Source organism: Lachnoclostridium sp. An181 (assembly GCF_002160325.1).
GTDB lineage: Bacteria > Bacillota > Clostridia > Lachnospirales > Lachnospiraceae > An181.
Genome location: NZ_NFKJ01000030.1, coordinates 1 through 14,295, shown reverse-complemented (window position 1 = coordinate 14,295; position 14,295 = coordinate 1). Strand labels below are relative to the sequence as shown.

Below are 14,295 nucleotides of genomic sequence, written 5' to 3'. Positions count from 1 at the left end.
GCAAGCGCTTTTTCAAAGTTTGCTTTTACAGTGTCGATCACTCCAGTTGTGTCTGCTGTTTTAGCAAGATCAATCGTATATTTCAGGATATCTGTAGAAAGTTCTTCTGTTTCACCAGAAATCAGATTCTTCTGTGCAGTGATCAGGTTGTCAGCTACCTCTGTAACCTCGGCTTTTGCCACTTCTCCATCTTCTGCTTTCAGAAGTACTGCTTTTGCTGTTTCTAATGCCGCCTCAAAAGCTGCTGTGTTGTCATATTCGTCAAGATTGATCTGCTCTGCCTCTTCTACAACATTCATGAGCATCTGGACAATAATATCATCCGCTTTTTCTACCAGTGCAGCTAGAGCATCTTTCATAGCAGTAACCAGCGCGTCAACATCTTCCTGAGCTGTAGATGGTACGTTCAGCATTTCTTCTGCTTCCTGATACAGGTTCTCCAAATTTTCGAATCCTTCTGTCAGGTAACTTTCCTTATTGAGTTTTTCAACTGCCATCATAGTTGACTGAAGTGCAGTAAAATCTGCTGCCTTTTCATACACCATCAGCTCCGCTGCTGATGCGAAGTTTCCTACTCCCTGGGTTACTTCAAACATCAAATACTTTGCATCCACTGCATCGAAGGATATCTTCTGCAGTCCATCTACATCTCCAAACCTTCCGTCTGCAATAACTTTTGTCCAGTTGTCGCCTTCGTTCTGTTTTATATATAAGTTATATACATTTACACTTCCATTTCCGCCACCCGGACGTCTCTGATATGCAAACTGGTTAATAGTATAAACCTTGCCCATATCGATTGTCACCTGTGCAGGATTGGATGCAGATACTGTAAACCCATTCCATGCGCTGTGCCAGAAAGTACTTCCCTGTTTGTCAAACGCCATCTCAACACCATTGTCTGCCTGAGCACGCTCTTCTGTATTTGCAGAGTAACTGAATCCTTCTGAGGAAATTTCTGAACTGTCTTTTACAATGGAACTACTCAGTTCATTTGCCAGTGCGTTTTCCAGTTTATCAATTACCTCAAAGTAATCGCTGACTTTAACTCCACTCTGAGACTTCATAGCACTCAATGTCTCTTCTGCTTCTACTACTGCCTGGCGGTCTGATTCAAGAAATCTTGTCTCATCAATGTTGGTTCTTCTTAATGCAGATGCAACAAGATTGTTCTTAGCATTTTCCTGTAAAACGATCGCTGCATAAGCATCTGTCAGTTCTGTTGCTGCTGCATTGATCTCTTCTGCTGTCACACCGGATTTCAGGTCTGTTTTCTGTGCTGCGTTCAGTGCAGTCTGGAATCTCTGAAGTTCTTCTCCTTCTGCAACTGTACCTATATCTACTCTCTGTGCTTTTGCAAGGATTTCCTGTAATGCTGTTCTATCAACATTTGCATGAAGTGCATCCTTTGCATCCCAGAGTCTGCTGATTATATCTGCTACTTCCGGTGAGGTTGCCTTTTCATCTTCTACCAGTTTTTCTGCCACTGAGATCACAGCTTTTAATGTCATCCACTTTGCATCCTGTACATAATCTTCTGCATCAAGGGATTTCATTGTTTCGATGACTGTCTCAAGTCCTGCTTTTTCTTCTGCTGTCGCATAAGCTACCAGATCATTGATTGCTTTTTCAAGTGCTTTATAAGCGTCTCTGATTTCTCCAATTGTAGAATCCGCATTCTTCTGTACTGCCTCTGCTTCTTTCACAACTGCTGTCATTTGTTCATAGCTCTCAGGTGTATATACATCTTTATCCAATCCTTTTGCCTGTGCGATTAATTTGCCAAGTGCTGTTCTGTCGATTGGTTTGTCACCCTGTACAGTGAAGTTATCCAGAACTTTTCCGCGCTCAATACGCACGATGTAATCTGTCTTGTCTCCTGTAACAAATGTATAAGTACTGTGACCTCCATCAAAAGTTTCATTCAGAATCTGATCATTTGCATCAGATTCGGACTGTACATATACACGTCCATATGATGTTGTATCAAATTCCATCTTGTATTCTGTATTTGGTCTCAGGCGCATAGTTGAAGGGCTTGTACGAACTGTCACATCCCCCTGTCCGCGTTCTCCCCATAACTTCAGTGACCAGTCACCGGAAATGGTATCATTTGTATATGGTGTATGTGTCTCGGAAAGATGTGGTGCACCGTCTGCAGAACGCTCTGGATTGAAGATACCGTAAGCTCCCTGCTCTACATATTCGAAGGTTTCATTTGCTACATATCCTTCCGGAAGATCCGGTTCTGCCGTCTTCACGATTCTGGTTTCCATGAATGTTGCCACACCAGATACGGAATCGCAGGCATCAGCTGAAAGTGTAACCTTCGCTGTTGTCTCACCTTCCGGCTGTACAAAGTCTACCCACATTCTCTGAACCATTTTTCCTTTTGCATAGTTGTCAAAGTACTGGTTGCTCATAGTAACCTGATCAACATAGTTCTCGTGGATTTCTCCGTCCGATGTCTCTACTGTCAGACGCGCTGTTTTTCCGTTTGTTGCACCTGCCTCAACTACGAGACGGTATTTCTGTCCAGGTATCAGACCTGTCATTGTCTGAGAAACAGCGCCTTCTTCTTTTCCTTTCATTGTCAGAATAGATACACCGTTCCCATCATCATTGAACTGAATATCAGCGTCTCCACTCTTTTCCCAGATAGAGAAATCGCGGCTGTTGAATCCTGTATCTTTCAGCGGACTTCCGACACTCCACTCCGTCTCGTCTGTTTTTGCCTCTCCAGGATATACTACATATGGTACTTTTGCATCTGCATCGATAGTTACCTGTCCGTCTACTACATCAATAGTATCCACTAGCTGTTTTCCTGTCTGAGTTGTTCTGTAAAGGTATACATTTTCTAAATCAGACCAGTTTTCTGGCAGTGTCCATGTTGTCTCTCCGCCGTTAGTGTTCCAGTGATAAATCTTGGCAGCTTCATCCGGGTTCTTTGTTTCACTGTCTTCTGCATACCATGGAATAAAGATTTTGCCCTGTCCATCTGTAAGTTTACGTCCATCTTTTGTGATCACCCAGTTTCCTGATGTCACATTGTCTTCAAATGTTCCAACGCCATCTGCTACTTTTAACACTTCATGGCACATCAGATATTTCTGTGGCAACTGTTCTGTGTAGAACTGCTGAACAAGTGAATTGATGTTATTATTGTGTTGCCATGACATCATGGACACACTGCGTCCATATCCACCCCAGTAAATCGGACTGCTATTATAAACATCCCTCTGGCTGTTGTATACAAACTGAGAAATAGAACTTGCACAATCTGGATGATGTACCCACGCACCAAAACGGATAAAGTCCGGACCATTCTCAGTACCAAACATTTCGACACCGTTCTCTAACAGGTTTCTAATCAGTTTCTTTTCACCCCATCGGTCATCACCCCAGCAGTCAACATAGACAAAATCCAATTCCGGGGTCTGCTCAAAGAGCTGATTCAAACGATCATCAAAACCACCTGTCAGCATATCTGCATAACGTCTCAGGATTCTGGACTGATCCATCCATACCCATCCAGGCTGGTCACTTGTTGTTGTAGGGTCTCCATATGCTTTTGCCTCAGGTGTTACACCTGTATTGTTCAGATGGATACCTATATTAGAATCCAGCTTATCTGCCTCAGCGATAGCCACATTCATATCTTCTGCACCGCCGGCACGACTGTTTACATCCTGATAATCTCCCCAGCAGGAGTCATGACCTTCATTCTGGTAACCTTTAAATACCAGCTGCTGGCTGAAACCGTCAAAGTAATTGGAAAGACGTTTCATGTTATCTGCAACTTTCAGGAATGGCTGCTGTGCACCGCTGGCAAAGTTATAACCTACATGGAAGAAACTACGTGCTGCTCTTTCTCCACCCGGGATGATTCCGTCTGTCAGCTTCTTCAGCGCATTCGCTCCATCCTGCCAATCCATGATATCATCACCGTTTGTATCTTCTGTTATAGCGATACGACAATAGAGATTTTCTTCATCTGGTTCAGATGGGAACGGGAACATCTTTTCTCCGTCTAAACCGCGGTACATGAAGTCCTGATTCCATACACCAACGCTCTTCTCTCCATTTTCCAGATCAAATCCGCGGAATACAAATTCCTCCCCGCCATACATAACGTTGTTGTACATAGATGCTGACAGTCCGTTGGCTGTGATAATCGGAATAGACGCAGAACGATTTGCTGTAGTGGAAACATTTTTATCTGCAATATTTTCTTTCAAGTCCCTGAACTGGCGGGCATTTTCTTCTACCCAGGAAGCGTCGAGCACAGCTCCCTCCTGTTCACTGTTTGCAGAAATCAACGGCTGATCCGGAAGGTTAATTGTATTCACCCGTACTCCTTCAGGCTCCACAATATTCTTGATCAACATTTCCACAATCTGATCATCCTTCACAGTAAATACCACATCAAATGTCACATCAATTCCTTCCGGAGTCACGTGATAAGTTATGGACTTACCATCTTCTGATTTTTCATATGTTGCAGTTGCAGGATAATCCACAGTGTTGATTGACACATAATTGTAACGTACTTCCGAACCATTCAATGTTTTTCCATTCAGAGTGTAATCCACTACGCGCGGAAAATCTGCATCAAGGCGAACAGTAAGACCATCATTTTCAATTGTCTCTAATTGGCGTTCACCTGTTGTCTCCTCGAATGGAAGGAGTTCACGGAATACCACTTTTTTAACTATGATATCGCCACGGTTATCCACATACACTCCCATATTACCCAAATTCGGATTCGCCTGGGAAATGCTGGATGTCTGTGCAAACTGATCATCCATCCAGAATGTGACGGAATCATTCATAAACCGAATCTTTACTTTGCTGTCTGCCACACCGCCGAGCGCCATATTTTGGTTACCATCCCAGATAATACGGCTCTTACTTCCGTTATTCAGGAAATCCCAGTAACCTTCTCCACCTTCACTACCTGTAGAAGCCACGCCCTGCCAGTTATTTCCATCTGCGCGAAAAATGGCTCCCATATCAATTCCTTCATAATCATAAAGAGATTCGAACGTGATCTCAATTTCTCCATTGGCTGTAAGAGGAGAAAGTGTGTTTACCAGAGCATTGGTCCCTGTAATGTGAAGTCCGTCGTCCTGAAGTTCAAAACTTCCGTCTCCGCTTATACTCTTCCACATATCAATTCCCTGATCCGGTGTCCACACATATTCTTGTGCTTTTCCAGGCTCATACTGAATAACATAAAGAGTTGCCTCACTGCCCATTGCAAACTCAATATTCAGTTGTATCGGGCTGCCAAGAGATACAATATACTCTTTTTTCAGAACTAATGTATTATCTGTAACCTCATACTCCTGACCTTCCTCCAGTTCCTGATCTCCGTTATAGATTGCGGAAATAGAGTCTCCTTTTCCAAACTGAACCGGGATAGATACATCCTCTGTTCCCCATTTGTCTTTTTCAATCTGCTCTACATTTCTACCAAGGCTGGAAGTAATAATCTCTTTGCGCTCAATGTTGTCCAGCGTAATTTTCTTTCCGCCTCTCCAGATACGGAAACCATAGGTGCTTTCTCCAAGTCCAATCGGACTTTCAAAAGAAGTCAATTTCTGTTCTTCTCCATCTGCAGTCACATAGACAGTAATGTTATTGTCTATAGTCTCCATCCTCAGATGATAGGTTTTATCATACTCAAATTTCAATCCCGGCAGATTGTCAATATTTGCATAAGATTCGGAACCGTTTACACGTCCTGTACGCTCCAGTCCCGAACCTTCCGTAATGGCAAAACCTTCGTAGTTTTTACCGTCCGTAACACGTGTTGCAGGAGCTACCGCGACCCAGTCTCCCTGCGTAGGTTCGGAGAATGTAATATCGTATTCCAAAGAGCTGTTCTTATATTTCGGTTCATCACTGTCAAATACTACCCAGCCCTCATTTCCGGTATCTTCCACGATTTTTCCATAATCAATGGTCACACCGTTTCCGTCTTCATCAGGAGTAATCCAACCATCCTGAAGTTCTACACTTGTATCTTCGCTTTGTCTTTGCAACACCCATCCATCTGCATCCCCATGCGTAACCGGTGTCACATCGTTTGCAAGAACCTGCGCCGGCAACAAGGTTATTATCATTGCTGTAGACAAAGCCATTGCTGTTATTCTTGTTCCAATTCTTTTTTTCAAGATTTTCCCTCCTTTGTACAAAATTACTGTTATAATCTTTTACTCTTCCCTTATCCTTTGATTCCACCTCCCGTCACGCCTGCGATCACTTTCTGTGACAACAGCAGATAAAGCAGGAATGTCGGCAGAAATACAATGATAACCGCCGCAAACAGAGCTCCATAATCTCCATTCTGTTTCATCGCTGATACGATTGTAAATAACCCGACACCAACGGAACGCTTGGAGTCCACACTTGCAAATACAAGAGACATGAAATATTCATTCCATATTCCCAGGAAGTTGAAAATGGTGACTGTGATAATTCCTGGCTGTGCAAGGGGAAACATAATCTTCCAGAAAGTGCGGATAGGTCCACAACCATCAATAGCCGCAGCCTCTTCATAAGTTCTTGACAGATGACTGAAAAAGTCAAGAAGGAATGTCACTGTATAAGGGACACTGACCGCAACATACAGAAAGATCAATAATCCTCTTGTTCCGTTTATTTTTAATGCCGTTGTAATATTTAAAATCGGCAGGATAATCATAATCGAAGGAATGCTCATTGCCAGTACAAGCCCGCTTTTGATCGTTTTATTCCCAAGGAATGTATATCTTGCGAGTACATAGGCCGCCGGCGCACAGATGACTACCAAAATCATACTGGACACACTCGCGTAAATCAGTGAGTTCATAAAGTATACGGAAACATTCTGCAGTTTCCACGCTTTTACATAATTCTCAAAATGGAATCCTGTGGCAAATTTCAATGTCTCACCTCGGAATATTTCTCCAGAGGTCGAGAGACTTGCTGCAAAGATCCACAAAATACATATAATCGCAAAGCCTATCCACACCCAGAGGAGCAAGTGGCATGGCAGCATTTTCAATTCTTTTCTCCAACTTAATTTCTCTTTGATTTCTTTTTCTTTTCTCTTTCTATGTAATAACGCCATAATGCCCCTCCTTAATATTCCAGATCATTGTCCCTGACAACTCTGTTTATCAGCAAGAACACAACCATAACACAAAACGTCAGGACACATCCTACCGCAGCCCCCGCTCCCGCATCTGTTGTCCTTACTGTCTTGCTCCCAAAAATCAGTTCATACATATACACAAGAGGTGTTATGGTTCCGTTTTCTGACTGGATCGGGGAAAACATCTTTGTCCACACAAAAAATGCAGTTGCATTGATAGTCCAAAAAGTAATATTGGTTTTAAATACCCCTTTTAACAGGGGAAGTGTAATATACCGGAATTGTTTGACTTTTCCTGCACCGTCTATGAGCGCTGCCTCATATAGATCAGAGGGGATTTTTTCAATCCCGCTGATAAATATCAACATATAATATCCTACTGCGCAGAAACAAAACGCAATCAACATTGACCAGAAAATCATATCTGCTCCCAGCCACTTCATCTTAGAAAGTTCCTCCATGCCAAGTGCTGCAAAAATATCGTGAAGTAATCCAAATCTTTGATTGTACACATAAAAAATCCACATAGTAGCAACAGCCACGGCACTGATAACATTCGGTACATAGATTGCTGCTTTATAAAATTTTGCAAACCGAATCTTGCTTGTCAGAATCACCGCAAATAACAACGCGATGCACATGACAAAGATTCCTCCTATCAGCCAAATCTTAAAGAGATTCACCATGGATGTCCTAAAAAAGGTGGAATCAAAAATTTTCGTATAATTGTCCAGACCATTAAAACTCCACTCTGCCATCTTCATACTCGGTCGTTCCACCGCAAAAAAGCTCATCATGATCGTACGGATGATCGGATATACAAAAACAGCCACAAACAGGATGATTATCGGCCCCAAAAACAAGGCCATCATTTTTTTATCTTTTTTCATAATGTCAGACTCCTTTTTCTTATTTGAAGAAAGGCACAATTTTTTCTTCAAAAATCATGCCTCCTTCAATATCACCGGAACCCGGTCCTTATTTGCTGGCTGCCTCCAGCCCGTCAACAAATTCTTTTGCTGTGCAGTCTCCACCAAACAGTTTATTTCCCCATTCTGCAATAACAGGAGTCATATCCGCATTGTTTTCCATTCCGCATGCCCATTCATATCCTTTTGTTGCCTGATCAAATGCCGGTTTGAAATCTTTGATGATTTCCGGCCAGTCTCCATTTGCTGGATCTGCAGGGATTGCATTTGTCTGTGATGCAATCTTTGCATCCCATTCGCCCGTTGTGATGAACATCATCAGCTCAAATGCAGCCTGCGCATTTTTGGAATTTTTATTGACAGACATTCCCTGCGCACCTACCATCATGGCTTCTGTTCCATCCACTCCTCCTTCTACTGCCGGATACGGGAACATTCCCCATTCCAGATCACATCCTGTGTTGTTTGTTACTTCATCAGGAATCCAGGATGCATTGACAATCATTGCAGTCTCTTCATATCCAATTTCGTTTTCACATTCTGGGAATGCCCCTGGTGCATACTCGGAAAAATATCCTTTTGACACGAGTTCTTCCATATCCTCTGCCATTTTTGCGACTTCTGGTGTTTCTGCCCATTTTCCGTTATCCACTACATCTTTCACTGCATCCTGTCCGATATATCTTGCCAGATGGTAGCCAAGGTTCAAAGTTGTATATGCGCTGTCCAGAGCGATCGGATTGTATCCTGCTGCTTTTACCTTTTCGCATACATCCAAAAATTCTTCCCATGTAGCAGGTTCTTTCACACCTGCTTTCTCAAATACAGCCTTGTTGTAAATAATACCGGATGCATATCCCTGGTAAGGAATACATTTTAGGGATCCTGCCCATCCTTTTACTGCACTTGTTAATGCTTCATTTGATTTATCATAATATCCATACTCTTCTGCCATGTCATCCAGAGGCAATGCATAATCTGCAAATGTGGTTGACAATCTCTGGAAATCATCCTCATAAATGTCGATGTTTTCTCCTGCATCAATAGATGCCCCAATGATCGTCTGGATATCTCTTCCTTTCCACTCAACTTCTACCTCGTTTCCGGAAGCTTCACAATAAGCATCAATTGCCTCCTGAATTGCAATTGCCGAATTGGAACCTGCATCCCACATGGACCAGTACACGATCGGATCATCCGCTTTTGTAAACTCACCACTTGTCTGTGTTTTATTGTCTGATTTCGGTTTTGACTGCTCATTGCTGCCACATCCTGCAAGTAAGGATGCAGCTGTTGCTGCGCTTAATAATACTGCCAATAATTTTTTTCCTCTCATTTTGTTTCCTCCTTTATTTTTGACATATATTATTTAAAATACTTCAAGAGATACTGTAAATGAATTTACCTCTCCCTCATGTACAATGCATGCTTCTTCCACGGGTGCTCCCCAGCTGTCATCACCTCCCACTCCGCTTTTCTTTGCATACACTCCAAGTACAGTACTTTGAGAAATCGGCAGGCAATTGATATTTGCCGCATTTTCCATCTCATGACTTGTATAAGGAAGGGCTGATATTTCAAAAGGAATTTCACCTGAAATTTTCAACCCTCTGCCTTCTTTTGTTTTCAGTATGATGTACCTGACATCTGTTTTATTTCCATTTTCCTGTGGATTCAGATAAGGCGTATATTGGTTGGAAACCACATCCTCTTCCACTCCTATCCGCCTTCCATTTCTTCTGTCCGAATAGGATTCCTTTTGACAATTGCCATACCACTTTAGATAGCGGAACTCTTCTTTCAACCTGCAGGTCCATCCCATGCAAGGCATCTCATCTGTCGCTGGATTCTCCAAATTGACACTGACGTGTATCTGATTGTCATAATAACAATGGTATCTGATATGACAATAACTTACAGGTACTGTTGCAAGCTTAAACTTAGTTTCTATATACCCCTTTTCCACATCGACTTGTACACTCTCATATTTTTGATACAAAGAGGCCAGTTTCCACTGTGCCCATCGGAATACATTCCCATTTCCTCCGTCATTGTCTGTAGGTGCTCTCCAGAAATCAGGTTTTATGGCATCTAAGAGAAATTCTGTTTCCTCTTTTTTTATGGAAATCAGTCTTCCGTCCTGTTTTGACAACAACGCTGTGCTATCTTTCATATGAATTCCGATATTAAAATCTCCTTCTATCAGAACCGCTGGCTGTTTTTTGAAATTTTTCTTTTTTGTTTTCTCTTTTAATATGTGCTGTCCAAATCCGATAGGACTTCCTTTTTTTGCCCAGATACAGTCTTCTTTTAACCTTACCTCACAATCGGCAATGATTTCTCCTTCTAAATGTTCCCATTTTGATTTATCAATTGGGAACGCTATCCTTGCCTTTTCCAAAGGTGCTATATCTATATCAAACTTTTCTTCGTATCGCTTTACTCCCTCTTCATACAACTGACATACAAACTCATAAATATCTGTTCTCACAAACATATTTTTATTTCTGATTTCCATCTCTTCCCCGTGGAAATTTATTGTCACAGGCTGATACAAAAATTTAATTTCCTCCATCTTTGGACTCGGCGTATGATCTGCAAAACAAAGGCCATTTCCGCTGAAGTATCCATCCGTTGGTCTGTCATCAAATTGTCCGCCAGGAGCATAATAACATCTGCCATCGGCTCCCTTTTTCAAAAGTGCCTGATCACAAAAATCCCAGATAAATCCACCCTGATACTGTGGATATTCATCCTCCAGATTTGTGTAACGCTCCACTCCTCCGCACGAATTCCCCATTGCATGCGCATATTCGCATAAAACAAATGGTTTTTGCGGATTATTTTCCAGATATTCTCTTACTTCATCCGGTTTTGCGTACATCCTGCTCTCTACATCAGAGGTATCATTATATCTTCTATCCTGAAACACTCCTTCATAATGAATCAGCCTGCTTTTGTCCTTGTGTCGGAACCATTGCGACATTTTATAGATAATACTACCGCCAAAAGATTCATTTCCACAGGACCACATCAAAATACTAGGATGATTTTTATCTCTTTCATACATCGCTCTGGCTCTTGCCATAACTGCAGGCTCCCAAAGCGGATTGTCTCCTGGAACCAAATTTTTCTCGTCCGCATCAACGACTCTTCCAATCTTCTGCCAAGTACCATGGCTTTCCAAATTCACTTCATCAATTACATACAATCCATACTTGTCACACAACCTATAAAAAATTTTCTGATTGGGATAATGGGAGGTGCGCACTGCATTGATATTATTTTTTTTCATCAAAATAATGTCTCTCTCAATCTGTTCTTCCGTCAACGCTCTACCAACATCTCCGTGAAATTCATGACGGTTGACCCCCCTGAAAACTATCCGCTTTCCATTCAGGTACATCACCTTATCTTTTAACTCAAGTTTTCGAAATCCAAATTCAGTTTCCGCTCTGGCCACTTCCCGGGACTCCTTGTCATAGACAATCGTTTTGCAAAGATAAAGGTTCGGAGTCTCTGCACTCCAGAGCAATGGGGTTTTGACTTTCAAATGCACTGTAACTTTCTCTGTCTGATAAAAAGTACAGTTTTTCCATTCTTCTGCCACAACCTTTTTGTCTTGCTTTTGTACAATATTTGTCACAATTTTATATGTATCTTTTTTTTCCAAACAATTATCAAACAAAAGTTTGATTTCTGCTGTACCCATGTCCAATGCATTGTTAAGTATTTGTCGGACTTCTATGTCTTCTATATGAACTTTATCAACTGCATACACCTGAACATCTCTGAAAATTCCGGAAAACCGGAAAAAGTCCTGATCTTCCAGCCAGCTTCCACTGCAAAAACGCACAACCATGACACATATCTCATTTTCCTTTGCTGTTACCTGTTCGGTGATGTCAAATTCTGCCGGGCAAAAACTGTCCTCGTGATATCCAATAAATTTACCATTTATCCATAAATAAAAGCAGCTCTCTACTCCTTCAAAATTTATTCTAATTCTCTTTTGTTGAAATTCTTCAGGAAGAGTAAATTTCCTTGCGTATACACCTGTAGGGTTAAACTTATGCGGCACCTCAGGTGGGCAAACATCCTCCACCCCATCCCAAGGATACTGTGTATTTACATACTGTGGTGTTCCATATCCCTGCAACTGCATATGACCCGGAACCTTAATTTCCCCAGCAAACATACTTTGATTTTGCTCCTCTATTTCTTTTACATTCACACTTTCACAATTCGGATAGTAACGAAATTTCCATGTGCCATTTAAACTGATCACATCATCTTTTGCGCCATAAGTATGATGATCCGAATGAGGCGGAAGTGCTGCTTTCTCATAAACCAAAGGATTTTCCAACCACTTTAATATTTTCTTTCTCTCCATATTTTTATCCATCCTGTATATTTTTCTTTGTTTTTTTCGTCTTCATTTGTAAGTATTATATCACGCTCTTTTTGTTTAGTAAATATTTATTTTATTTTTTAGTAAAATTTTTTTATTTTTTTACTTTTTGTATTGAAATTTTTATTTGTATCCGTTATAGTATTACTGAACAATATGGTAATTAAAGGCAAATAAAATCCAATTACGAAAGGATAAGTTTATATGGCAACAATCAAAGATATCTCACAGGCAGCAGGCGTCTCTCAGGCTACAGTCTGTCGCGTTCTAAATCATGACCCTACTTTGAAGGTAAGCCTGGATACAAAATTCAAGATTCTAAACATTGCAGATGAGATGCAGTATACACCAAAAAAAGTACAGACTCAGGTCAACAAAAAGAAATTACATATCGGAATTATCGAAGGGTTTTCCCGACGTGCCCTGGCCGATGATCCTTATTATCTGTATCTCATCAACAAGGTTGAAAAATACTGTATCTCTCAGGACATCAATACTGTCAAATTTATAAGTTCAGACGGCATTTACAAAAGTACTTCTGATTCAAAAATCGATGGTCTAATTGCCTTTGGCAGATTCAATGATCAAAACATAGATAACCTAACACAGATAACAGAAAATATTGTTTTTATAGACAGTTCCCCTGATGAATCCCGTTTCAACAGCATCATGGCAAACACTTATCAGGGTGCCTATCTCGCAATGAAATATTTGTATGAATTGGGCCACCGCAAAATTGCATTTATAGGAGACGGATTCAGCACTGAAAACAGCAAAATTGAAAATCTGGATGTGCGTCAGGAGGCATATCAGGTATTTATGAAACAAAAACATATCTATAATACGGACTTAATTTATTCGGGCAAGCGGTTCTCCTATTCAGAAGGCAGCCGGATTGCGCAGGAAATGTTAGATAATAAAAACCTTCCTTTTCCTACCGCAATCTTTGTGGCCAATGATTCCATGGCTATTGCCGTACAATCCATCCTGATAAACAACGGTTTGCGGATTCCTGAAGATGTAAGTTTAATTGGTTTTAACGATTTACCTTCTACCCAATATCTAAATCCGCCGCTGACTACCATCCATGTTTCTATCAACGCCATGGTGGAATGTGCATTAAATATTATCAAACGATATGCAGAGGAGCCTTGCAGGTATCCTCAGAAAACATATATCGCTACCAAACTGGTACAGAGAGGCAGCTGTATGCCTCCTTTAAAGGTCAACTAACTATTTATTGATATCCTGTTTTTTTATTTTATAAAACATAGCACCTGAAATTATTCAACAAATTTCAAAATGCTATGTTTTATACTTTATATTTTACAGTATATCCTTATAATTTCCGATTTGTAATTGATATTTTAGTGTTATTATTGTATTATTTCACCTTTATAGTTATTTTTTATACTCCAATCATGAGGGGCTTTGGCACTTTGCGCGCCGCCGCAATACCGTTGGGCGGTAAATAGCCTATTGCGGTTTGCGCATCCTGCCTGGAGGGCTTTTATTAGAATAAAAGAGGGTGTCGCAAAATCATAAAATTAGTTGATGATATGCTCCCTTCTAGGTGGACAAGTGAAATAATAAAAACTTGTCACTTAGAAGGGAGCATTTTATTATGGCATTTAGGCACAAATATTCCTATGAAGAGAAAGAGCATATTCTTATGGAATACCTCAATGGTACCCATGGTTTCAGGGAACTATGTCGTATCTATGGAATGAGCGAGGGAGCCTTAAAAGGCTGGATTCGTTTATACAATGCTTTTGGGTGGGAAGGTCTGGTAACTGGCAGCAAGGCAAGGC

The 14,295-nt window shown here is 41.1% G+C and carries 7 protein-coding genes; 2 read left to right on the top strand and 5 right to left on the bottom strand.

What is annotated here, in order from left to right; genetic code table 11:
• The 5 genes from B5F18_RS11840 to B5F18_RS11820 form a co-directional block, all read right to left on the bottom strand.
• The coding region (locus B5F18_RS11840; protein ID WP_087157860.1) for an endo-alpha-N-acetylgalactosaminidase family protein at positions 1–6,182 on the bottom strand (6,182 nt) is incomplete at its 3' end.
• Positions 6,183–6,232: 50 nt separating this feature from the next.
• Entirely contained in the window at positions 6,233–7,120 is an 888-nt protein-coding gene (locus tag B5F18_RS11835; protein WP_087157859.1) for a carbohydrate ABC transporter permease, read from the bottom strand.
• Between the two features lie 11 nt (positions 7,121–7,131).
• Entirely contained in the window at positions 7,132–8,034 is a 903-nt protein-coding gene (locus tag B5F18_RS11830; RefSeq protein ID WP_087157861.1) for a carbohydrate ABC transporter permease, read from the bottom strand.
• An 88-nt stretch (positions 8,035–8,122) separates the two neighbouring features.
• On the bottom strand, positions 8,123–9,409 hold the full coding sequence (locus B5F18_RS11825) for an ABC transporter substrate-binding protein (RefSeq protein WP_087157858.1): 1,287 nt from the start codon (positions 9,407–9,409) through the stop codon (positions 8,123–8,125).
• 33 nt (positions 9,410–9,442) lie between these two features.
• Complete coding sequence (locus tag B5F18_RS11820) at positions 9,443–12,466, bottom strand: glycoside hydrolase family 2 TIM barrel-domain containing protein (RefSeq protein ID WP_162607594.1); 3,024 nt, start codon at positions 12,464–12,466, stop codon at positions 9,443–9,445.
• 222 nt (positions 12,467–12,688) lie between these two features.
• Between B5F18_RS11820 and B5F18_RS11815 the strand changes: the two genes are divergently transcribed.
• Positions 12,689–13,717, top strand: a complete 1,029-nt coding sequence (locus tag B5F18_RS11815; RefSeq protein WP_087157856.1) for a LacI family DNA-binding transcriptional regulator — start codon at positions 12,689–12,691, stop codon at positions 13,715–13,717.
• A gap of 391 nt (positions 13,718–14,108) precedes the next feature.
• A partial coding sequence (locus tag B5F18_RS11810; RefSeq protein WP_143468429.1) for a helix-turn-helix domain-containing protein occupies positions 14,109–14,295 on the top strand: 187 nt, incomplete at its 3' end.

Bases quoted from the DNA above. Each gene is read 5' to 3' on its own strand.
- B5F18_RS11835 (WP_087157859.1), bottom strand. From the start codon at position 7,120: ATGGCGTTATTACATAGAAAGAGAAAAGAAAAAGAAATCAAAGAGAAA.
- B5F18_RS11830 (WP_087157861.1), bottom strand. From the start codon at position 8,034: ATGAAAAAAGATAAAAAAATGATGGCCTTGTTTTTGGGGCCGATAATC.
- B5F18_RS11825 (WP_087157858.1), bottom strand. From the start codon at position 9,409: ATGAGAGGAAAAAAATTATTGGCAGTATTATTAAGCGCAGCAACAGCT.
- B5F18_RS11820 (WP_162607594.1), bottom strand. From the start codon at position 12,466: ATGGAGAGAAAGAAAATATTAAAGTGGTTGGAAAATCCTTTGGTTTAT.
- B5F18_RS11815 (WP_087157856.1), top strand. From the start codon at position 12,689: ATGGCAACAATCAAAGATATCTCACAGGCAGCAGGCGTCTCTCAGGCT.